This window comes from Ruania halotolerans (genome assembly GCF_021049285.1).
Taxonomy (GTDB): Bacteria; Actinomycetota; Actinomycetes; order Actinomycetales; family Beutenbergiaceae; genus Ruania; species Ruania halotolerans.
On the sequence record NZ_CP088017.1, the window covers coordinates 612,565 to 634,964 of the forward strand.

The following is a 22,400-nucleotide window of genomic DNA, read 5'->3' on the forward strand; positions in this document are numbered from 1 at the left end:
ATGTTCACCGGAATCATCACCGATCTCGGCACCGTCGAGGCTTTCGACCCCACCCCGGGCGGTGCGCGCCTGACCGTCACCGGACACCTCCCGCATGACGTCGCCCTCGGCGACTCGATCAGCGTGGATGGCGTATGCGTGACGGTGACCTCCCTCGATGACGGGCCGGACGCCGTCGCTCGCTTCACCGCAGACCTGATGCCGCCCACCCTGGAGCGCACCACCATCGGTGCCCGAGGGTCCGGCGATCGCGTGAACCTCGAACCCGCACTCGCCGCGACCGGGCGCTTCGGCGGGCACGTCGTGACCGGGCACGTCGATGCGATCGCCACCGTGGTTGCACGCGAACCGGGAGAAATGGCCGACCTGATGACCATCGCAGTGCCCGTCCACCTCGCCCGGTATGTGGTGCCGCAGGGATCGATCGCATTCGACGGGGTGAGCCTGACCGTGGCCGCGCTCGATGACGCCGAGCCGGGCGCAACTCTGCTGACGATCGGGCTGATCCCCGCCACGCTCGCCGCCACCACCCTTGGCCGCAAGGAGCCCGGGGACCGGGTGAACGTGGAGGTGGATGTGCTCGCCAAACACGTGGAGCGGTTGCTTGCTGTGAAGGAGACCGCGGATGCATGAGGCCGTGGAGCACGCCATCGCAGAGATCGCGGCTGGTCGCACCGTGATCGTGGTCGACGACGCCGACCGGGAGAACGAGGGCGACCTGGTGGCCGCTGCGGACGCCATCACCCCGGAGGCGGTGGCGTTCATGGCCACCTATGGGCGCGGATTGATCTGCGCACCGATCACCGCCGAGGACGCGGCCCGGCTGGAGCTGCCCCCGATGGTGTCGCGCAACACCGAGGCGCATGGCACCGCGTTCACCGTCAGCGTGGATGCCGCAGCGGGAATCACCACCGGGATCAGCGCCGCGGACCGCGCCCGCACGCTACGGCTGCTCGCTGATCCAGGAACGATGGCTGATCAGCTGGCCCGACCCGGGCACGTGTTCCCGCTGGTGGCGCACCCGGACGGGGTGCTCGGCCGGATCGGGCACACCGAGGCGGGGGTGGATCTCGCCCGGCTCGCCGGCCGCCGCCCTGCCGCCGTGATCTGCGAAATGCTCACGCCCGACGGCGTCCCTTGCCGTGGCGAGCAGCTGCGCGCCTTCGCCGCCGAGCACGGGATGGCCCTGGTGAGCGTGGCCGAGTTGGTGGCATACCGGCGCGGCCTTGCTCAGCACGAGGCGGATCAGGGTGCTCACCCCGCGCGGCAGGATGGTCGGGTCCGGCGCCAGGCGGCAGCGATGCTGCCTACCGCAGCCGGGATCTTCCGGGCGATCACCTATCTGGACTCCGCGACCGGAACCGAGCACATCGCGCTGTGCCTCGGCCTCGACGATGGCGATCGCTTCGCGGACGGGCGCCACTTCATGGATCAGGACCTGCTGGTGCGAGTGCATTCAGAATGCCTGACCGGTGAGGCGTTCGGCTCATTGCGTTGCGACTGCGGGCATCAGCTCACGGAGGCGCTCGAAGCCATCGCGGACGAAGGCCGCGGGGCGGTTGTCTATCTGCGTGGCCACGAGGGGCGCGGGACCGGGCTGAGCGCGAAGATCCGCGCCTATGCGCTGCAGGAGCAGGGCCGGGACACCGTGGAGGCGAACCTTGACCAGGGCCTGCCCGCCGATGCCCGGGACTATGCGGCCGCGGGGGCGATCCTGCTCGATCTCGGCGCACGAGAGGTGCGGCTGAAGTCGAACAACCCCGCGAAAGCGGCCGCACTGGCACGGGGTGGAGTGCTGGTTCGCGGTTTCGTCCCGGCACCGGCCCCGGTGGGTGCCGACAACGTGGCCTACCTGCGTACCAAGGCGAGCCGGATGGGGCATGTGCTGCCCTGGCTGCCAGAGCCGACGTCAGCACCGACCGAGCCACTCACTCACGAAAGGACGATGGCATGACCACCGAAGCCACGCCCACCTCCCCGCACACCGGACCCGGGATCGAGGTGCCGCAGGTGCCCCACCTGCGGGCCGCCGTCGTGGCCGCCTGCTGGCACGAGGAGATCACCACCGGACTGCTCAACGGCGCGCTGCGCGCGTTTCGTGACGCCGGAATCACCGAGCCGATGGTGGTCCGGGTGCCCGGCAGCTTCGAGCTCCCGGTGGCCGCGGCCCGGCTCGCCCGCGGCGGATATGACGCCGTGGTGGCGCTCGGCATGGTGCTCCAGGGCACCACGGCGCACTTCGAGTACGTGTGCCAGGGCGTGACGACGGGGCTCACCGAGGTGGCGACCTCCACCGGGGTCCCGGTGGGTTTCGGAGTGCTGACCTGCAGCACCGAGGACCAGGCGCGCGACCGCGCCGGGCTGCCTGGATCCCGGCAGGATGTCGGGTACGAGGCGGCCGTTGCGGCCCTGACCACTGCGGTGGCACTGGCCGACGCCGGCGTGTAGCCCGCACCCTGGCTCCCGAACCCACCGAACGCAAAGCCGTGCGGCGTTTCGGTCACAAATGCCGCACGACTTTGCGGTCGGCAGGGTGGTGGGCGTGGGTCAGGAAGCGACCGTCCAGCGGAAGCCGTCCGGGTCGGTGAACTGCCCGGCGTAGCCGTCGTCGGTCGGTGCCGCTGGTGCGGCGATCTTCCCGCCGGCCGAGACCGCGGCAGCCAGCAGCGCATCGACGTCCTCGGGTGACCCTGTGCGGTGGACCAGGATCATCGCCGCGGAGCTCTCATCCTGCGGGTCGATGCCGGCGTCCTTGGCCAGAACGGGGCGTTGCATCAGGCTGAGCCTGGTGGCGCCGGCAGCGGGCCGGAAGTCGATGTACTTGGACCCGTAGTCCCGGTCTGTCGCCATGCCTAGTGTTTCGTAGAACGTCTTCGACTCTTTCGGGTCACCAACGCCCAGGATGAGAGTGGTCTCCGTAGGAACGGGGGTGGGCGTCGCTTCGCGCGAGTCCTTGCTGGTGCCCGCCGCGACCTTCCACACGGCGCCGTCCGTCGCGCGGAAGACACCGGAGTAGGCACCGAACAGCGCCTTCTTTGCCGGCTTCAACGCCTCCGCACCACCATCGAGGGCGGCATCCATCACCGTACGAACGTCGCAGGGTTGGTCCACGAGGTAGGTGAGGACGTACCCCCTGAATCCGGACGGTGTGGGATCGGCGCCGGTGGCCAGTTCGAACGCACCGTGACTGTGCAGATCCAGCTCGAACGAGCCGCCTCGGTCGGTGACAGCAGGCGCCAGCGCGCGAGAGTAGAAGTCAGCGGCACGGTGGGCATCAGGCGTGTTCAGTGTGATGGAGTTGAGAGCGAGTGGCATGGTCAGCTCACCGCCCGCTCGACGAGTTCGGCGAGGTGCTTCCAGGCGGCTTCGGTGGGTTCGGTCAGGGCGTACGAGGTTGGCCACACCCCGGAGGCGTCGTCGACATTCGCTTCGGCACTGAAGCCGAAGGTGGAGTAGCGCTCCTTGTCCATCTGCCCGCTCCGGAAGAAACACAGCATCTTCCCCTTCCGGGCGTACCCGGGCTGTCCGTAGTACAACTTGGGCGCCAGTTCCGGCGCGGCGGTGGTGACGAGGGCGTGCACTCGTTCGGCCAGCACGCGATCAGACTCCGGCATCTCGGCGATCTTCGCCAAGACGTCGGCCTCGTTGGCTGCCGCCTTCCCTTCGCTGCCGCCACGGCGCGCCTGCGACTTCAGTTCGGCGGCCCGCTCCTTCATCGCCTGACGTTCCTGCTCGGAGAAGCTTGCAGCGGCCTCGGCGTTCTTGCCGCCGGACGTCGATGTGGAACCCATGGTGGTTGCTCCCCTTCTCGTGTAGGTCGTGTGCCTTCACGCTAGAGGGGACCGGATCGCGGGTGCTTCTCGATTCCTGATCGACTGGTGTGGTCGATCTCCTGTGTGGTCGAACTACTGTGTGGCGAGCCAGCCTGCCAAGCGGTCGGGTCGGTCGGTGATGATCCCGTCCACGCCGGCGGCAACCAGCGGTGCCCACTCGTCGGGGTCGTTCGAGGTCCAGGTGAAGATCTGCTGCCCGGCGTCGTGCACACGGGCCACGGCACTGGGCTCGGCGATCACACTGGCCGACGAGGGGTTGCAGGCCACGGCACCCAGTTCGGCACAGGTGGTGAGCGCCTCCCCGGTGATCTCCCGCACCAGCAGGGCACGAGGAAGGTCTGGCGCCAATGTCTGCAGCGTCCTCAGCATGTCCACCTCGAAGGACTGGGCGAGGACCCGCTCGGTCAGGCCCGCCTCCCGGATCTGGGTCAGCACCGCCATCGTCGGCTCAGGTCGCCACGCACCTTTGAGCTCGAGCAACAGGCCCACCTCGGGGAAACGTCCGAGGAGATCGACCACGTCGGCGAACAATGGGAGTGCGGTGCCCGCGAACGCCGGGTCGAACCACGATCCGGCGTCCAGGTATTTCATGTCCGTGGCGAGCATCTCGGCCACGATCCCCGCGCCGTCGGTGGTGCGGTCCACGGACGCATCGTGGATCACCACGGCTGAACCGTCTCCGCCCACCTGGAGGTCGATCTCAATGAAGTCGGATCCACCGAATGCGGCAGCGGCGAACGCCGGCAGGGTGTTCTCCGGGGCCACGGCGGAATTGCCGCGATGGGCGATGATCTGGGTCATGGGTGTTCTCCTGTCTCAGGCTCTACCGCCACCGTACGGTGCGCCACCGACGCTCGCGGTGAGATCTCGCCGATGGTCCTCATGCGTTCCGCCACTATTCACCTGGCGGATCACCGTGACGACGCCGAACCTCAGGTGATGAGCCCGGGGTTCGGCGCCGTCACGCGCGTTTCTACGAGTCAGCGCTCGCCTGTCACAGGTAGGGCTCCACATCGTCCTCGAATGCCCGCTGCAGGTTCGCGGTGACATCCGGGAAGACGTCCTCGGCGTTCTCTCCACCCAGGACCAGGCGCTCGATGCCGTCAGTGAGCATCTGGTCGCCACCGGGAGTGAACACGCGCACGAAGTCCTGCACCCTCGTCTTCTCCTGCAACTGGTCCACAGAGGTGCGGAACTGCGGCGTCTGCGCATAGACCTCCGCCATGATGTCGCCCTCGATGGCAGAGGTACGCACGGGCATGTAGCCGGTGCTCTCGGAGAACAGCGCCGTGTTGTCCTGCTCGGTGAGGAACTTCAGGAACATGGCAGCGGCGAGTTGTTGCTCCGGAGGCTTGGAAGCTGCGATCGCCAGTCCGGTCCCTCCGGTCGGCACGTTCGGGCCGGCCACCGGGCCATCCGGCAGGTAGGCCGTCCCCAGCTCGAAGTCCACGGCCTCCAGGTGTCCGGCGAGGGAGCCGGTCGATCCGATCAGGCATGCGTAGATGCCTGCCTGGAAGTCGGCGTTGGTGTCGGCACCGAAGCTGGCGAAGGCGTCGTCTCCGTTGTACATGTCACGTACGAAGTTCCCCGCGGCCAGGGCCTCCTCGGTGTCCAGCGTGACCGTCCACTCATCGCTCATCGCGCCGCCCATACCCCAGATGATGTTGGAGAACCACCAGGCAGACCAGGACGGGCCGATTCCGTTGCCCAGCGGGGCGCCGTCGGCCGGGACCACCTCGCGCAGTGCGGGAGCCCACTCCTGCAGCTCGGCCCAGGTCTCCGGGCCACGGTCGGGCAGGCCGGCCTGCGCCCACAGGGCCTTGTTGTAGTAGAACAACGGTGTGGAGCGGGCGTACGGAGCGGCATAGTGCGCACCGTCGTACTCATAGTCGCTGTAGAAGGTCGGCACGAAGTCGCTGGTGTCCGATCCCAGGTGCGCGAACACGTCGTCGATGGGGATGATCTGGCCATTCACGAAGTACCGGAACCACCACACGTCCGAGGCGATCACCAGATCCGGGGTCTCGTCCGTGCCCGATGCGGCCTGAAAGCGCTGGGCGATCTCGTCATACCCTGCCCCGGCGGTGACGTGGTTGATCCGGATGTCGGGGTACTCCTGGTTGAAGGCCTCGATGTAGGACTCTTCGAGCCCCTTGGTGTTGCCCGGGTGGTTGGACCACCAGGTGATCTCCGAGGCCGGCTCCACAGCGGACCAATCGATGGACTCGGAAGACTCCTCGCCGCCGTCGGTGACGCCGACGCTCGGGCCGCTGCATGCGGCCACCAGGCCACCGGTGAGTCCGAGCCCGCCGAGTGCGAGGACGTTGCGCCGAGAGGGGGCGCGTAGTGCCGAAGCCCAGGTGGGCCGGCCGGAGTGGTTCGTTGAGGGCATGGGAGCTTCCTTCAGGTAGGGAATCGGGGTGAGTGGGGTGTTGAGCGGGTGCCCATCCGTGGGCACGGTGATCAGCCGGTGACTGCACCGGCGGTGAGACCTGCCACGAGCCGGCGCTGCAGGATCAGGAAGAAGAGCAGCATCGGGAGTGTGACGGCGACCGTGGCGGCCATCAGGACGCCCCAGTTCTGGATCCCGTCGACGTCCTGCAGCAGCGTCAGACCCACCGGCAACGTCATCGTGTCGGTGTTGTCGGTGACGAGCATGGGCCACAGATAGTCGTTCCACTCGTTCACCAGCGAGATGAGTCCCACGGCGGCCACGGTGGGCATGGACATCGGAACCACGAAACGCCACAGTCGGCGCCAGTGCCCGGCTCCGTCGAGTTCGGCCGCCTCGAGCACGGAGATCGGCAGGGACAAGAAGTGCTGCCTGAACAGGAACGTGCCGAATGCGCTCGCCAGGCCCGGCACGAGAATTCCCTGGTAGGTGTTCAGCCAGCCGAGGTCGGCGATCAGTGTGTAGTTCGGAATGATCGTGATCTGCCCGGGAATGAGTAGCGCAAAAAGCACCACAATGAAAACGGCATTGCGCAGTGGGATGGAAATGAACACCACAGCGTAGGCGCAGCACAGGGCGAGGAAGACCTTCAGGCCGGCGCCGACGAGTGTCAAGCCCACACTGTTCGCGAACATGCGACCGATCGGAATGCTCGCGGCAACCTGCACGAAATTGTCCAGGTCCCAGGATCGCGGCAGCCACTGGAGCGGCAGGCTCACCAGCTCGGAGTTGTCTTTGAAGCTGGCGAGGAACATCCAGATCAGCGGCACCGACATCACCAGGATGGCCACCAGCAGTGTCACGTAAAGGCTGGCATCGAGCACGACGGCGCCCGGTCGCCGTCGGCGTTCGCCTCTCGCCCGGGGCTCACGCACGTCGGCAGGGGGAGCGGGTGTCTCCGTGGCGGTCTGGTCAGGGGCGGGGCGCTCGAGTGCGGTGGTCACGAGTAGTGCACCTTCCGTTCCATGTACTTCAGCTGCACTCCCGTGATCACCAGCAGGATGATGAACAGGATCGTGGCGCTGGCCGAGGCGTACCCGGCCCGACCGGTCTGGAATCCTTCGAGGTAGATCTGGTACATCAAGGTGGTGGTGCTGCCGAGCGGCCCGCCGTCGGTCATCGCCTTGATCAGGTCGAAGGACTGCAGCGAACTGAGCATGGTGGTGATGAGCAGGAAGAACGTCACTGGGCCGAGCAGGGGCAGCACGATGGAGCGGAAGGTGCGCCACGCCGTCGCTCCGTCCAGTGAGGCGGCATCGCGCAGATCCTGGGGGATCGCCTGCAATCCGGCCAGGTAGATCAGCGCCACGTATCCGACGTGCTTCCACAGGTAGACGATGATGATCATCAGCAGAGCCCACGGCGCCGTGGTGTACCACTGTGGAGAGGCGAGACCGAGCCAGCCGAGCAGAGTGGACAGCAGACCGTAGCGTGGGTCGAAGATGTACAGCCAGAGCATGCCCACGGCGATCCCGGAGAGCACGTACGGCGCGAATGCCACGGTGCGCGCGATGCCCCGTCCGAACAGCTTGCGGTTCAGCAGCAACGCCAGCGCCAGCCCGAGCACGAGCGCGCCGCCGACTGTGGCGACCGCGAATATTGCCGTGGTGCCCATGATCTGGGGAGTCTGCGGGTCCGTGAACCACCGCTGGTAGTTCTCCAGTCCGACGAACCGGGCCACGCTGGAGCCCACATTCCACTGCAGCATCGAGTAGTAGAAGCTCAGGAGCAGCGGGCGGTAGACGAAGATCAGCAGCAACGCCACGTTCGGGCCGGCGAGCAGGAGGAAATAGCCGGCATTGCGCAGGCCCTTGCGCCGCCGGGCGCGCCGGCGCTGGGCCGCCGTCGACGAGGCCGGCGCCGGGGTGGAGATGGTGAGCGAACTCATGAGTGGAATGTCCGATCTCGAGGAACCGAATCCACGCTAGGAGCACTCCGGCGGGGGTTTCGACGAGATCGATGAATGCTCATTTCTGGTTCCAGAAACGTTCACCTGTGTGTCGTTTTCACGCCAGTCGTTCACCATTCTTGATCAGTTGTGCTCACTGGCGACCGGCGGGCGTCGCCCGTGAGCGATCCGTGGAGTGCTCGACGTTTCTGAATCTGGTTCTGTGCACGAGAACGAGACGATGAGCCGGCTCGAGCTGTTGGCGTCCGGGACGACTCGTGTTGATCACGCGTGTCCAGTAGTGGCACCACCCTGCACGCCCTCATAGGGTGCCCGTATGAAAATCGTTGCCGTGTACTCCACCAAGGGTGGGGCTGGAAAGACGTCCGCAGCGGTCAACCTCGCCTGGGAAGCGAGCAGATCGGGCGCGGTGCTGCTGTGGGACCTGGATGCTCAGGGGGCGAGCACGTACCTGACCGGCGTGAAGCCCAAGCTGAAGGGCGGGGTCGCCAAGCTGGTCAAGGGGAGTAACACGATCTCCGACGTGGTCCGGGAAGCCGCCTTTCCCAGGCCCGAAGGGCACCACCGGATCGACGTCGTCCCAGCCGATGACTCCTACCGAGAGCTCGAACTGATGCTCGATTCCGTAAAGGGCTCGCGGCGCCGGCTCGAGAAGGCGCTCAAGGATGCCTCCGGTACCTATGACACGGTCATCCTGGACTGTCCTCCCGGCGCTTCGCTGGTGGCGGAGAACGCCGTGCGATCTGCCGATGTGATCGTCACACCTGTAGCGCCGGCCGCACTCTCCCTTCGCTCGCTGGAGCAAGTGCGCGGCGTGGTGGCAGATTCCGCGAAGCCTGCTCCGATCCTGGCGTTTCTCTCCATGGTGGACCGGCGCAAGCTCTCACACCGGCGCGCGGTCGAGGACCTGCCCGTTGAGCACAAGGAGATCGTCGACGTCGTCGTACCCGCCAGTGTCGTGGTGGAACGCATGGGGTCCGAACGTGCGCCGGTGGCCGCGTTCGCGCCGCGCCATCAGGTGGCGCTGGCTTATACGGATCTGTGGGCGCTCGTCGTCAAGGCCGCCTGAGTGCTGACGGCGCTTCGACGTACTGGATCGACGCCGTGGTCGAGTTCGATGGGAAGTTTCGCGGAGTCCGGCCTCGTCGCGCGGGTCGATCTGGACGTCGACGACGCCACGATGGTGCTTGTCACGCTCGGCGAATAGAACACGCCTCACGCAGGAGCGGACGGCAGTGGAACCCGCAACCCACTTGCCCGCCGCACCGGGTGCGCCACGGCGGCCCGTACCGCCTCCTCACTACCAACGACCCGCACGAACTCCTGCGCCCGAGTCACCGCCGTATACAGCAGCTCACGCGTCAGCAACGGGGACGTCGCCGGGGGCAGGATCAGCGACACCCGCCCGAACTGACTGCCCTGCGCTCGGTGCACTGTCATCGCGTGCACCGTCTCCACCGGTGGCAGTCGGTGCGTGCGCACCATCATCGGACGCTCCGGATCCCCGAACGCGGCTACCACGCCCTCCCCGTCGGCGATCAGTACCCCCGTGTCGCCGTTGTACAGACCGACGTCCTTGTCATTGCTGGTCACCAGGATCGGACGGCCCACCGCCCAGGGATCCCAGGCGTGATACCCGCTCCCTGCGCCCGTCGCGGCAGCGCTCTCCTGGACCCAGGCCTCCACCTGCGCCGCCCACCTGGCCACCCCGGCCGGACCACGCCGGTGGGCGAGCATCAGTCGATGCTCGTTCAATGCCTCGAGCGCCCCGGCAGCGTTCCCGGCCCGGGCCTGCGCCACCAGCTTCTCACCCGCAGTGACGGCATCACGGCGCAGATCCGCAATCGTCGCCTCATCCAATCGCTCGATGTCCGCCGCCACCAACTCCACGCCGTGGCGGCCTGCGCGCAGCAACTCCAGCACTCGATCGGCATCACCGGTACGGATCGCCGCCGCCAGCGGGAGGATCTCCGACCCCGCTTTCTGCCGGTGCACGGTGGTCAGCCGCACCACACCGTTACCCAGGTCCGCGGCCACCGCCGGGTTCCCGGTCGACACGCCTGACTGCGCGCCGGATTCCTCGGTGCCCACGCCCAGCCCGGAGGGCGCTGCCGCCACCGGCGGCCGCGCCACCAGGTCGCCGAGCACGGCACCGGCCTCCACGGACGCCAGTTGGTCCGCATCGCCGACCAGTACCAGGCGCGTGTCCGGTCGCAACGCCTCCAGCAGCCGCGCCATCAACGACAACGGCACCATCGACGTCTCGTCCACGACCACCACGTCGTGCGGCAGGTGATGCCTGGCATCGTGGGCGAACCGGGTGGTGCTTCCGGGCTTATAGCCGAGCAGGCGGTGCACAGTGGTCGCCTCCGGGAGCCCCACCCGGTCCCGGTCGGCCTCGGGTAGGGCCCCCACCACCTGCGCTGCGGCCTCCTGCAACCGGGCGGCGGCCTTACCTGTCGGCGCCGCGAGTGCCACCCGCACCGGACCGGCCACGTCCTGCAGCACCGCCAGCAGCCGCGCCACCGTCGTGGTCTTGCCGGTCCCCGGGCCGCCGGTGAGCACCGTCAACCGCCGCCGCAGCGCATGCGCGGCCGCCAGCCGCTGGCGATCGTCACCCGCTTCCGGGAACAACCGCCGCACCGCCGCGGCAGCGCCCTCGGATGCCTCCAGATCCGGCGCAGTGAGCCGCGCATCGATCGACTGCCGCACGGTCAGTTCATCCCGCCAGAACCGGTCCAGGTAGAGCCGGCCGTTCACCCAGCGAGCCGGCCGCACATCAGGTCGAGCGCCCCCACCGTGACCGTCGGGAGCTGCCGCCACCCCGACGGCGACCATCGGGCTGGCCTGTACCGCCGCCACCCACGCGGGGTGCTCGGGCCACGGGGGCGGCTCGGCCGCGGCATCCTCGCCCTGACCGGCGTCATCGGGGATGCGCAGGGCGTCCAGTTCGGACTCCTCGCCTAGGTGCAGGCACACCGACCCGCCACGTAGTGCCCGCACCGTCAGTGCCACGGCGAGCAGCACCCGTTCGTCACTCTCCCCGGTCAGCCGGCCCAGCCGGGTCGCCACCTGCACATCCGTCGCCGTCACCAGGCCCGAGGCGTTGAACCGGGCCAGCAGCGGCGGCGCCCCGACGGCGATCCGTACGTCCCCGTCGGCTCCGTTCGTGGCACCGATGCTCACTGCACTCCTCCCAGTGCTCACGGCACTCATACCGGCCCCCCTGCGCTGCTCGGCGAGCGGGCGCCGTCAAGAACTGCCGAGAGCGCGGGCACCAGCCCCGCCGGGGGGCGCCACGCGAGCACTCCGTAGGGCGACCCGTCCGGTCCCACCGGAGTGTCCGGTCCCGCCATCCCGCGAACGAACAGGTACAGACCACCGCCCAGGTGGACGTCCGGGTCATAGCCGCGTAGCCGCCACCGCAGGTACCGGTGCAGTCCCACCAGGTACAGCAACAGCTGCAGCGGGTAGTGCGCCTGCAGCATCGCCTCCACCACGGCGCCTGGCCGGTAGTCGTGCACGGTCAGGTCGGCCCCGAGCGTGCCGAGCCGGTTCGTCTTGTAGTCGCAGACCAGAAAACTCGCAGGACTGCTCGCCCCGCTGCCGCCGTGCACCCGCAGCACCGCGTCGATCGAACCCGTCAGATATCCGCGCAACTCGGCCGGTCCGTCTGGGTCCGCGGCGAGCGTGCGGAGCATCTGCGGGTAGGGGGCGAAGGTGTCGCCGGCGTCGAGATACGCCTCGAGCGCATCGGCCACGTCCCGCAGCGTAGCGGCCCGCACGGGTGGCTGGCTGCCGCCGTCACCCTGGCCGCCACCCTCACCCTGGCCGCTACCGTCACTGTGGCCACCACCGCCCGACATGCCGGCATCGGCCCGACCATCCCCACCGGCGAGCGGAAGCTCGAACTCCAGTTCGGAGAGCCGGTCCGCGGGATCGAAGTCGGCCAATGTCCGCTCGGCCGCGAGCGGACCCAGGGGAGTGCGCATCACCGTCCCCAGCGCGCTTGCCAGCGACTCCACCTCGAGCCCATCCACCCGTGCGGATGACGCGGCACGGCAGCGGGCCAGCAGTTCAGCGTCCAGATCACTGGCCGTCGTGTCGGCGTACTCCAGCACCTCGTGCACCAGCGTGCCGAACGCCGCTCCGGCCGGTTGCTCAGCCATCGGGGAGGGGAGGTCGAGCCCGGGAGCGCCGGGGGCGTCCGTCACCGTGGCCAGAACGGCCCCGCCCTCCCGGTCGCTCTCGGCGGTGTTCCCGGGTTCATCCAGGATGCCTGTATCCTCGGGTTCGCTGAGCACCCCAGTCCCGCCCGCCGCCCCATCGCCGGTCGCAGCGGCGTACGCGTGATGGGCCGCCGCCGTGAGCGCGGTGTAGGAGGCGCGGCGCCAACTGGGGTCAGGGAGCCGGTCGAGGTGGGCCACGGCGAGGGCTGGGGAGCTCTGCACCGGTGGATCCCACAGGTCTCGGCTCGGCTGCGCCGGTGCCACCTCCGCGGCGATCGTCCCCCCTGAGCGCCCGGCGATCGCCTCGAAGGCGTCCCGGACCGGGGCATCGCCCAGCGCCCCCGGCTCTGCCGCGACCGCCGGGGCGCCACCGAGGTCACGCCCGCCGAGCAGCACTCGGGTGAGCGGACCCTTCGCCGTGTTGCGGGAGGGCGCCCAGTGCGCGACCACCTGGTGGCGGGCCCGGGTCAACGCCACGTACAGCAAGCGCAGGTCCTCACCTCGGTCCTCGCGCTGATACCTTTCGCGCGCCTCCCGGTACAGGTGCGAGCCCGGACCGCCCACATGCAGGATGCGGCGGCCGTCGTCTGCGTGGAAACCGAGGATCGCGGGGGTCGCGGCCTCGTATCGGTCCCACGCGAACGGCACGTACACCACACCGAACTCCAGGCCCTTGCTGGCGTGCACCGTGACCACCTGGACGGCGGCCGCGTCCGTCTCCAGCCGCCGGCTGCGCTCCTCCTCGAAATCGCGTGTGGCCTCCCGGATCCGGCGGCGTAGCCACCCGGTCAGGGCCGCCGCGCCCAGTCCTTCGGTCACCGCGACCGTATGCAGCACCTCGCCCACGTGGCGTAGGTCGGTCAGTCGCCGCTCACCGGTGGTGGTGGCCATCAGCCGTTCGGCGACACCTCCTCGGGTGACCGTCTCGTGCAGCGCCGCCACCCCGCGGGTGGCGAGCAGCCGCGCCCAGGTGCGCACCGTCTCGGCGAGCCGGTCCCGGTCGGTGTCGTCCGCCGTCGCCAACCTGCTGGCGTCCCAGCCGATGAACGGGGTGAGCGCCAATGCCGAGGCTCGCCCGTGTGAGCCGGGCTGCTCGAGCGCGTCCAGCAGGGTGAGCCACTCCCGGGCAGCGGGCGTGGCGAACACGCTCGAGAGCCCCGAGACGACGGCCGGGACCCCACGCGCGCTGAGCTCGGCCCGCACCTGCTCAGCCTGCGCATTCGTGCGGGTCAGGACGGCCACGTCCCCCGGCCGCAGCTCCCGCCATGCTGAGGTGTCGATGCCGGCCCCATCGACTTCGGGTCCGCCCTGTCGGATTCGCGCATGGCCGAGACGGGAGACGATGTCGGCGGCCGTGTCAGCCGCGATGAAGGATCGAGCATCGCCCACGTAGGGATCCTTGCCCGGTCGCACCCCCAGCGCCTCGCGGGTGACCTGCCGCAACCGCAGTGCCGGTCCGCCGTCGAACCGGTGCTGCCGATGGGCGGCCTCGACCGGTCCCACGGTGATCTGGTCGTGGCCGAGCGCCGCCCCGCCGAGCACCGTGTGCAGCGCATCGAGCAGGGTAGTGTCACTGCGCCAATTCGTGCCCAACGTGGCGGTCGCCGCGGCGTCATACTTGGCGTCCAGGTAGGCCGCCACATCGGCGCCGCGGAAGGCGTAAATCGCCTGCTTCGGATCCCCGATCAGCACCAGGGTGCGATGGCCGTGGAAGGCGGTACGCAGGATCTCCCACTGCACCGGGTCGGTGTCCTGGAACTCGTCCACCATCACCACGCGGTAACGGTCCCGCACCCGCTGCGCCGCCGCCGGGCCGTGCCGCGGGTCCCGCAGGGCATCGCGTAGCAGCACCAGCAGGTCGTCGTAGTCCATCAGGTGGCCGACCCGCTTGCGCCGCTCGGTCTCCTCCCGCACGGCCATCGCCAGCCGGTACCGCAACGCGCCCAGATCTGCCTGATCCTCAGCTCTCGGCTCCAGCTCGGCGCCATGATCGCTGACGGCGGCCCGCCCCAATGCGTAGAGCTCGTCCGGGATCAGGCGTGGCTTCCTCTCGTCGGAGAACTCCTGGATGTAGAGGTCGTCGGTGACTTCCTGCACCAGGTCAGCCACGTCGGCGACGAAGGTCGCCGCAGGGTCCACATCGGCCGCGATCCCCAGCGCGGTGAGCATCTGCTGGCAGAACCCGTGCGTGGTGGTGATCGTGGCCGCATCCAGTTGGGACAGTGCCCGGGCCAGGCGGGCCCGCCGCCGGTCCAATTCAGCGGCGTCCACGTCGGCGAGCAGCGCCACGAGCGGGTCGTCGCTGGCGGCAGGATCGGCCGATCGCAGCGCCCGTTCGGTGCTGACCAGACGTTCACGCACCCGGTCACGGAGCTCGGATGTGGCGGCCCGGCCGAAGGTCACCAGCATCAGGTCCCGCAGTTCGGCCACGCCTTCGGCCACGTACCGGGCGGTCAACGCCGCGATGGTGAACGTCTTCCCAGTGCCGGCGCTGGCCTCCAGCACGGTGGTGCCCTGCGGAAGCGGGCCGTGGACGTCAAAGGTCGCGGGCATGTCGAGTGGCGTCTGGTCGGTCATGAGGTGGTCTGCTCCTCGCTCGCGAGCAATGGATCCCACACCCGCCGGGACAGCGCCCCCAGTCGTGTGGTCTCCTCCGGGAAGCGCGTGCGGTCCTGCTCCGACGGCGTCCCCGCCACCTGCTCCACGCTCGCACTCTCCCCAAAGCACAGGAGGTGGAAGGCATCATCACCCTGGTAGTCGAACCGCCAATTCCGGCGCACCTGTTCCAGCGCGGAGTCGGCGCTGGCGCCACGCGAGCGGGCGCTCGCGTACCGCTGCGCCGCCTTCGGTGGGATGGGCAGCGGCATCCGCGACGCTTCGGCATGCAGCGCCACCAGGTCGGCGAGCACCGCCCGCGGATCTGCCGGCGGGCGGAGGTGGCTGGCCGTCGCCGCCGGGGCGTCCTCGCCGTACCTGGTGCTCTCACCTCGGCCGATGGTCACGGTGTGCCAGGCACGGTCCGGCTCGGTCACCGCCAACGCCAGCACCTGCACCCATGCCCGCAGGCGATGCTTGGCCCCGAGCTTGGAGTACTCCGCCCGCACCACCCGATCGCCATGCACGCCAGGCACGGTCCCGGCGACGAGCACGGATCCGGCCTCGGCCAGCACGTCCGTCCCGACAGCGCTGCCCACGCGCGCCGCCTCGGTGGCCATGGCGTGGATCGGACGAATCCGCTCCATCACCTCCAGCAGGGCCGCGTTCCCCAGCTGCCGCGGGGGCATCTTCCCGCGGCGCCACTCCGCCTGGAACGCCTGCCTCGGCTCCGCCCCTGCCAGCACCGCAGTGAGGATGCGGTCCCCCGCTGCCCAGGAGTCCAGCGGCCCCGCGCTCAGTGGCAGGCGCTCGTCCACGTCGTCCTCGTCGCGCAGCAACAGCACACCCAGGCGTCGCCGGACGAACCATTTGGCGGGATGCTCGAGCAGTTCCACCAGCTCGTCCAAGTCGAGCACGGGACGATCGACCGTGCTCAGGCCCGCATCGCCCCGGCCACTAGCAGGGCCAGCCTCGCCCGCCACGGACGTTCCGCCGTCGGGAATCGGTAACGGTTCGGTGACCAGGACGCCCGGGGTGATTCGCTCACCTCGCCCGGCTCGGGCGCCGCGGAACGCGGCCACGTCGAAACTGAACGGGCCCGGTGCACCGAGCGCCCCCGGGATGAACGCGCGCTCGTCCACTGTCTGGAGCGGATGGCGGGTCACCACCCGCTCGCGGACCGGCCCGCCGCCGCCCGGTGCGGTCGCGATCCGGTCCAGCGCATCCACCAGTTCGGCCACCGGCACCGCGGGCGGTCTGGGTGCGCCGTTGCGTTCGTCGGCGCCGGTGTGCACTACCACCAAGTGCTCGCCGGCGGCGGTGATCGCATCCAGGAAGATCTGCCGGTCCTCGCTGCGCAGGTCACGCTCGCCCAGGCCGGGGTCCCGGGCCAGCAGATCGTCCCCGCTCGGCGTGGGGGAGCGGGGGAAGGCACCGTCATCCATCCCCAGCAGGCACACCACGCGGTGCGGGACGGCCCGCATCGGCTCCAGCGAGCACACCGTCAGCGCCCCCGTTCGAAAGCCCGAGCGGGTGGGACGGCCTGCCAGGCGATCGGCGAGCAGCGCGCGCACGTCGGCCAGCAGCAATGCCGACTCGTCGGCGCTCGATCCCTGCACCGCTCCCGATTCCCGCACCCCGGCGAGGACCCGGCGCGCGTGGATCGTCTGCCACGGCTCCTCCGGTTCGGTCAGCAGGGTCACAGCGTCCTCGAGCGTGTCCAACCAGTGGTGCAGCGAGTGCGCACCATCGAGCCTGGCCAGGAGATGGGTGAGCCGGCCGAGCAACTCGGCGAACCGGCCGGCGACGTCCACATCGGTGGAGCCGACATCGTCCACCGGCAGCGCCGCCCCCACGTAACGCGAGTCCTCCTCCGCCATCGCCACCCCGAGCAGCACGCGATCCAAGGCAGCATCCCAGGTGCCTTGCCGGACCGAGGGGTCGATACCGTACCGGGCGCGACGGGTGCCGTCCTCGCCCCAATGCACCCCCACCTCGACGGCCCAGGTGCGCCAACGATTCAGATCGTCCTCAGACAGCCGGAACCGGCGCCGTACCGGGGTCGATGCCGCCAGATCCAGCACGTCCGGGGCGCTCACGCGGCTGTCTGCGAGCCGTAGCAGTGTCTCCACCACGGCGAGCACCGGGTTCGTGCTGCGTGCCCCGCGGTCGGCGAGGCTGACCCGCAACTGCTGACCCGGATGGACGTCGGTGCTGCCCTCGGCCGCGGCGCCGAACGTTGCCGTGATCAGCGGGGCGAAGGTGTCCACATCCGGGCACATCACCACCACGTCCCGGGGCTCGAGGCTCGGATCGGCGGCGAACAAACCGGTGAGGACTTCGCGGAGCACCTCCACCTGGCGTGCCCGGCCGTGGCAACTGTGCACCTGCACGCTGCGGTCATCCTCGCCGATGGGACGAGTCTCCGGTTCCGGCTGGTCCTCGCGCAGCGAGCGCTGCAACCGCCCCAGCAGCGTGGCCGGGGGCTCCGGTGCCGGATGGTGGTACGCCATGGACGGTCCCTGCCTCACCCGGTGCTGCAACTCGGTGGCATCGCTGCCCATCGAGATGAGCAACGGATGCCGGGCCGCCGGTTCCTGGTCCGCCCGGCGAACCCCGGGCAGCGGCATGCCGGCGACGGCGTCCCACACCACCGGGGAGGGGTGCGGCAGCCAGAGGTGAACCTCCCGGTGCGCGGCGAGGCCGCGGAGCACCCGGAGTTGGTCTTCCGGCAGACGGGTGGGGCCGAACACCGAGAGCCGGTCGGGCAGGTCCACCCGGCCGGGGTCGGCCTCGAGCACCGTCAGCGCCGCGGTCAAGGTCTCGGCCGGACTCGGGGAGCCGAGGTGCTCGCGCACCCGCCGCCACAGGGCCGGCTGCCAAATGAGGTCGTCCGGGACGGGGGCACCGTAGCCGTCGGTGTCACTCCCCTCGAGCCATGCCGTCACGAGGTCCGGGCGCTGGTGGGCGTAGGCGGAGAACGATCTGGCGATCCGCTGAGCCAGCGCCACCCGCCGGGACCGGCGAACGGTATCGACATTCCCGCCACCGTTCTGGCGCACACTGTTCAGCCCGTCGGGTGTGCCGGGCCCCCCGCCGACGTACCGGGCCAGGGGAGCAGCCCAGTCCTCATCCAGACAAGCGTCGACCGTCTCCAGCACCGGCCACACCAGCCGGGCCGAGCGCCACGGGTCCTCGTCCGGGTCGATTCCGGTGGCGGCCCCGAGCACGGCCTGCACCAGCCGCCCGGGTGAGTCGAACCGGACGTTCGCGCACACGCCTGCCTGACCTGCGCCGTCGGGAACTCCGAGATGGTGCGACAGACGCTGCGCCAACCACCGTTCGATCCCGCGCGTGGGAACGGCCACCACATCCGGGGTGAACGGGTCCTCCGGGGGCTCGGCAAGCACCTCGGCAAGCGGCGCCACCAGCGCGTCAGTGCGCTCGGAGCGGTGGATGTGCAGCACGTCGGCCATGCTACGGCGCACCCCCGACATCGCGGTGACGACCGAGTGCCGCAGGACGCGCCGTCTGCCAGGCTGTATCCATGGTCGAACCTTTCACTGAGTCCGGCGCCGAACTGCGCCGCCTGTACACCGGCAGTGTCTGGGCCGAGGGCCCCGTCTGGCTCCCCGGTCCGAGCGCGCAGGGCCGGGTCCGCTGGAGCGACATCCCGAACAACCGGATCCTCGAGCACGAGGTGGCCGCGGGCCGCACCCGCGTCTACGCCAAGGACGCCGAGTACACGAACGGCCGCACGCTCGACCGGGGCGGCGCCGTCGTGCAGTGCTCGCACGGGCGGCGGGCCGTGGAACGGGACAATCCCGACAGTGATGCGTCGGCTCCGATCACACTCGTGGATTCCTGGCAGGGCCACCGCCTCAACTCCCCGAACGATGTGGTGGTCGCCTCCGACGGCGCGATCTGGTTCACTGACCCGCCATACGGGATCCTCTCGAATAAGGAGGGTCGCGAGGCACCGCAGGAGTACGACGGCTGCTACGTCTTCCGGCTGGACGAAGCCACCGGCGAGGTGGCCGCCGTGATCACCGACATGATCTACCCGAACGGGCTCGCCTTCTCCCCGGATGAGTCAATCCTCTATGTCTCCGACACCGGTGATGAGGCCGGGCACATCCGTGCCTATGACGTGCAGCGTCCCGACGGCGGCCCGCCCCAATGCGTGAACCCTCGCCTGTTCGCCACGGTCCGCCCGGGCGCCCCGGACGGGTTCCGGGTGGATACCGAGGGCCGGATCTGGACGTCCGCCGGGGACGGGGTGCAGATCTACTCGCCCTCCGGTGATCACCTGGGGCTCATCGAGGTGCCGGAGAAGGTCTCGAACGTGTGCTTCGGCGGCGACGACGGCCACGACCTGTTCATCACAGCCACCACCAGCCTGTACACGATCCGCGTCACGGCCACTGAGGCTCCCCGCCCCACTGTGTGACGGCCAGGATCTGCCCGCACGAGCACCGGGGTGAACCCGCACGAGCACCGGGGGTGAAGTTGACGTCGACTATCGGCGCATAACCGACGTCAACTTCACCCCCGGTGGCCAGTGGCGGTCTCGACGGCGAGCGAGCCTCGATCGAACGGGCTCACGACTGCTCCCGCAGCGCCACCGTCAGGTCCGAACCCAATGCGGTGAACCCGAAGCACTGCCGCACGTTGTACACGGTCGCCTGCATGCAGAACTGAGGACTCGTGGTGCCAACGGCGTCCTCCAGCATCACCACGTCATACCCCAGATTCGCGGCGTCCATCAGGGTGGCGAGCACGCATTGATCGGCGTTCACTCCCGCCAGCAGCAGCGTGTCCACCCGCAGGTTCCGCAGGATCGAGTCCAGCGGAGTGTCCGGGAACCCGCTCATCCGGTACTTGTCCACCCGCACATCGCCGGCGTCGATGGTCAGTTCGTCCACGACGGCCGCGGCCCAGGCCCCCGAGGTCAGCACCGGAGTTCCGGAGCGGATGGTGGAGCCGATGCCACCCCCTGTGCCATCGCCGTCGTAGACGTGGCGCACTCCCGGCGGAAGGTTCGCTTGGTCGGGCCGGTTGCCCCAGTTCACCCAGACCACCGGCACGTCCACGGCGCGCAGCTCCGGAAGTAGCGCGGCGAGCGGCTCGATCGGTGCTCGTGCACCGCTGATATCCACGCCGATCCCGGACAACCATCCGTTCGGGTGGCAGAAGTCGTTCTGCATGTCCACCACCACCACGGCGGTCCGCGCCAGGTCCAGGGTGAGTCGTTGTGGCTGGGCCGCCAGGGTGAGGGGATTCTCGGGGCGCGCGGGACGGCGCAGGTCTACCGCATCGGCGGTCAGCCCCCAGCTATTGCGCATGGCGGCGGATGTCGTGGCGAGGGTCATCGGTTCTCCAGCAGGTCGAGCAGGGCGAGGTCGGCGCCGGGAGGACCGATCAGGCCCAGCCCGGCCGGAAGTGGACCGACACGTGGCAGCGGCGCACTCACCTGCGGCAGTCCGGCGAGGGAGGCGAGGCAGGTCAGCCGCAGCGTCCCGGCCCGGGTATGGGCGATCTCCGTGGCGTCGGCGTCTCGGCGGGGAGCCGGTGCCGATGTCGTGGGCAGGGCGAGGGCCGCGCCGTCGAGCAGGTCCAGAAGTCGGTCGCGCGCATCGGTGAGCGTGCGGCGCGCGGCGCTCACGTCTGCGGGGTCGGTGGTGGCACCGGCGCGGAAACGCTCCCGCACGGCCGGTTCGAGGGTGTCGGCGTGCGCGGTCACGAAGTCGCCGTGCAGCTCCCACGCCTCGGCCTGCTGCACCGTCCGGAACGCGGCGAACCAAGTGTCGAGTGCGTCGGGGTCGATCGCCGCGGTGTGGACGGGGTGATCGAGGGCGCGCACCGCGGCGAGGGTGGCCAGCCGGGTCTCCTCGTCGGCCAGGTCGAACAGCGCCGGGGCCACCGCCACGGCGGTGAGTGCCGCCGGTGCCGGTGGGACCAGGGCACGTGCTGCCGTCCGTAACATGTCCAGATCCCGGGTGAGCAGACCCGCGGTGTCGAAGGATGTGGCGAGCCCTACGAGACCATCGCGAGGGACGGCGTCGTGGGTGGTGCGCAGGCCGTACAGGCCGCAGTAGGCGGCCGGCACCCGGATGGAGCCGGCGGTGTCGGTGCCGAGCCCGATCGTGGCCACTCCGGCGGCCACAGCGGCGGCGGGACCGCTCGTGGAGCCGCCGGTGATGTGGCCAGGGGCGGCGGCGTTCGGGGGAGTGCCGTAGTGGGAGTTCGTTCCGGCGAGGGAGAACGCCAGCTCGTCGGTGTGCGCCAGGCCGATGACGTCGGCCCCCGCCTCGAGCAGGAGCGTGACGGCGCCCGCGTGGTCAGGTTGCACGGGTGCCGTCTCCAGCCAGGCCGGCGTGCCGGCCCCGATGCGGTGGCCGCCGACGGCGAACAGGTCCTTGACGGCGACGCTCGCCCCGGCCAGTGGTCCGCCGGGTGTGCCCTCGGCGAGGGGTTTCGTTCCTGGGGCCACCCGCCAGATCGTGGGGTCGGTCAGAGCTGCCGGATCTGTAACGCGGGGTGTCTCGGGTGCCCCCGAGACGTGTGCCGCGATCACCTGCCACCCGCGGCCACCGCGTTGCCACACCTGAGTCTGCACCCCGGTGCCGCCCGCGATGCGCTCATTTTCGGCCACTACCAGGGCGTGGTCGCCGAGGTCGCGTACGTGCACGCGGAGTAGGTGTCGGGCCGGTGCTCCGCCGCGGCCTGCGCGGAATGCGGCGATGTGCGCGTGGCCCACGGTGGTGGCGTCCGCATCCGAGCGCAGCGTCTCGGCGCCGGGTGCGAACAGGGCGTCCAGAGCCGGAACGTCATCGGACATCAGCGCCCGCTCATAGGCCCAGAAGGCAGTACGCAAGGCGGTATCGGGCCACCCGTCCGGGGTCTGAGTGGTCGCGGGGCTCGCCGTGGTGGTGGTGCTCACGCGCCGACGCTAACCGCCGGTGTTGATGAGACGAACATCGGTCACGAAGTTCTTACCTGGTTGAAACATCTCTCGGTCGCTCAGGTTGGCGGCAGCCGGAACCAGTCAACTCTGCGCTCCAGGCTCGCGTGCCGTCCGCCGGTGGCGTGCTGCCTTTTTGGTCGGATGCATTCGCAAGCCACCCTCGCCGCCACTTCGATGTTTCTGCCTTCTGCCTTCTGCCTTCTGCCTTCTGCGTGACTGCCTGACTGCCTGACTGCCTTCTGCCTGACTGCCATGGTCCGCGTATCCGGCTTCCCGCTGGGGCGGGTCTCTGGAATCCGCTGGGGCGGCGCAGTTCCCGCTGATCAGCGCTGAGTTGCGGTCTGTTAGCGGCACCACATCCTGACGCACATCCTCTCTGACCTGGGCAGACAGGTGAATGTCAGGGGTCGGTGAT

16 protein-coding genes are annotated in these 22,400 nt (G+C 69.6%); 5 read left to right on the plus strand and 11 right to left on the minus strand.

Features of this window, described 5'->3' with window-relative positions:
• The 3 genes from LQF10_RS02615 to ribH are packed head-to-tail and all read left to right on the plus strand — an operon-like array spanning position 1 to position 2,448.
• On the plus strand, positions 1 to 633 hold the full coding sequence (locus LQF10_RS02615; protein WP_231065950.1) for a riboflavin synthase: 633 nt from the start codon (positions 1 to 3) through the stop codon (positions 631 to 633).
• Positions 626 to 1,954 carry a 3,4-dihydroxy-2-butanone-4-phosphate synthase gene (gene ribB, locus LQF10_RS02620; protein WP_231065951.1) on the plus strand — a complete coding sequence of 443 codons (1,329 nt, stop codon included), beginning with the start codon at positions 626 to 628 and terminating at the stop codon, positions 1,952 to 1,954. The genes LQF10_RS02615 and ribB overlap by 8 nt, the downstream gene beginning before the upstream one ends.
• Entirely contained in the window at positions 1,951 to 2,448 is a 498-nt protein-coding gene (gene ribH / locus LQF10_RS02625) for a 6,7-dimethyl-8-ribityllumazine synthase (RefSeq protein ID WP_231065952.1), read from the plus strand. Before ribB ends, ribH begins: the two co-directional genes overlap by 4 nt.
• 99 nt (positions 2,449 to 2,547) lie before the next feature.
• On the opposite strand, the gene LQF10_RS02630 is transcribed toward ribH, so the two are convergent.
• The 6 genes from LQF10_RS02630 to LQF10_RS02655 all read right to left on the minus strand — a co-directional run bounded on the left by LQF10_RS02630 (position 2,548) and on the right by LQF10_RS02655 (position 8,173).
• Complete coding sequence (locus LQF10_RS02630) at positions 2,548 to 3,315, minus strand: VOC family protein (protein WP_231065953.1); 768 nt, start codon at positions 3,313 to 3,315, stop codon at positions 2,548 to 2,550.
• A 2-nt stretch (positions 3,316 to 3,317) separates the two neighbouring features.
• Positions 3,318 to 3,791 carry a DUF1801 domain-containing protein gene (locus LQF10_RS02635; protein WP_231065954.1) on the minus strand — a complete coding sequence of 158 codons (474 nt, stop codon included), beginning with the start codon at positions 3,789 to 3,791 and terminating at the stop codon, positions 3,318 to 3,320.
• Positions 3,792 to 3,905: 114 nt separating this feature from the next.
• Positions 3,906 to 4,634: a glycerophosphodiester phosphodiesterase gene (locus tag LQF10_RS02640; RefSeq protein ID WP_231065955.1), complete on the minus strand. Its 729-nt coding sequence runs from the start codon at positions 4,632 to 4,634 to the stop codon at positions 3,906 to 3,908.
• Positions 4,635 to 4,827: 193 nt separating this feature from the next.
• Complete coding sequence (locus tag LQF10_RS02645; RefSeq protein WP_231065956.1) at positions 4,828 to 6,225, minus strand: ABC transporter substrate-binding protein; 1,398 nt, start codon at positions 6,223 to 6,225, stop codon at positions 4,828 to 4,830.
• Between the two features lie 71 nt (positions 6,226 to 6,296).
• A complete protein-coding gene (locus LQF10_RS02650; protein ID WP_435531426.1) occupies positions 6,297 to 7,229 on the minus strand; it encodes a carbohydrate ABC transporter permease in 933 nt (310 codons plus the stop codon).
• Positions 7,226 to 8,173 carry a carbohydrate ABC transporter permease gene (locus LQF10_RS02655; RefSeq protein ID WP_231065957.1) on the minus strand — a complete coding sequence of 316 codons (948 nt, stop codon included), beginning with the start codon at positions 8,171 to 8,173 and terminating at the stop codon, positions 7,226 to 7,228. Before LQF10_RS02655 ends, LQF10_RS02650 begins: the two co-directional genes overlap by 4 nt.
• A 337-nt stretch (positions 8,174 to 8,510) precedes the next feature.
• On the opposite strand from LQF10_RS02655, the gene LQF10_RS02660 reads away from it, so the two are divergent.
• On the plus strand, positions 8,511 to 9,263 hold the full coding sequence (locus LQF10_RS02660; RefSeq protein ID WP_231065958.1) for a ParA family protein: 753 nt from the start codon (positions 8,511 to 8,513) through the stop codon (positions 9,261 to 9,263).
• A gap of 146 nt (positions 9,264 to 9,409) precedes the next feature.
• Here the strand turns inward: LQF10_RS02660 and recD are convergent, their stop codons facing one another.
• Genes recD through recC form a run of 3 tightly spaced genes read right to left on the minus strand, consistent with a single transcriptional unit; the run spans position 9,410 to position 18,485 of the window.
• Positions 9,410 to 11,380, minus strand: coding sequence for an exodeoxyribonuclease V subunit alpha (gene recD / locus LQF10_RS02665; protein ID WP_231065959.1), 1,971 nt, complete (start codon positions 11,378 to 11,380; stop codon positions 9,410 to 9,412).
• A 26-nt stretch (positions 11,381 to 11,406) separates the two neighbouring features.
• A complete protein-coding gene (locus LQF10_RS02670) occupies positions 11,407 to 15,000 on the minus strand; it encodes a UvrD-helicase domain-containing protein (RefSeq protein ID WP_231065960.1) in 3,594 nt (1,197 codons plus the stop codon).
• Positions 14,997 to 18,485: an exodeoxyribonuclease V subunit gamma gene (gene recC, locus LQF10_RS02675; protein WP_231065961.1), complete on the minus strand. Its 3,489-nt coding sequence runs from the start codon at positions 18,483 to 18,485 to the stop codon at positions 14,997 to 14,999. Before recC ends, LQF10_RS02670 begins: the two co-directional genes overlap by 4 nt.
• A gap of 80 nt (positions 18,486 to 18,565) precedes the next feature.
• Between recC and LQF10_RS02680 the strand changes: the two genes are divergently transcribed.
• Positions 18,566 to 19,468 (plus strand): SMP-30/gluconolactonase/LRE family protein, encoded by a 903-nt coding sequence (locus LQF10_RS02680; protein ID WP_231065962.1) that lies wholly within the window; start codon positions 18,566 to 18,568, stop codon positions 19,466 to 19,468.
• 151 nt (positions 19,469 to 19,619) lie between these two features.
• Here the strand turns inward: LQF10_RS02680 and LQF10_RS02685 are convergent, their stop codons facing one another.
• Positions 19,620 to 20,390 (minus strand): cysteine hydrolase family protein, encoded by a 771-nt coding sequence (locus LQF10_RS02685; protein ID WP_231065963.1) that lies wholly within the window; start codon positions 20,388 to 20,390, stop codon positions 19,620 to 19,622.
• Complete coding sequence (locus LQF10_RS02690) at positions 20,387 to 21,961, minus strand: AtzH-like domain-containing protein (protein WP_231065964.1); 1,575 nt, start codon at positions 21,959 to 21,961, stop codon at positions 20,387 to 20,389. Before LQF10_RS02690 ends, LQF10_RS02685 begins: the two co-directional genes overlap by 4 nt.
• Between the last annotated feature and the right edge of the window lie 439 nt (positions 21,962 to 22,400).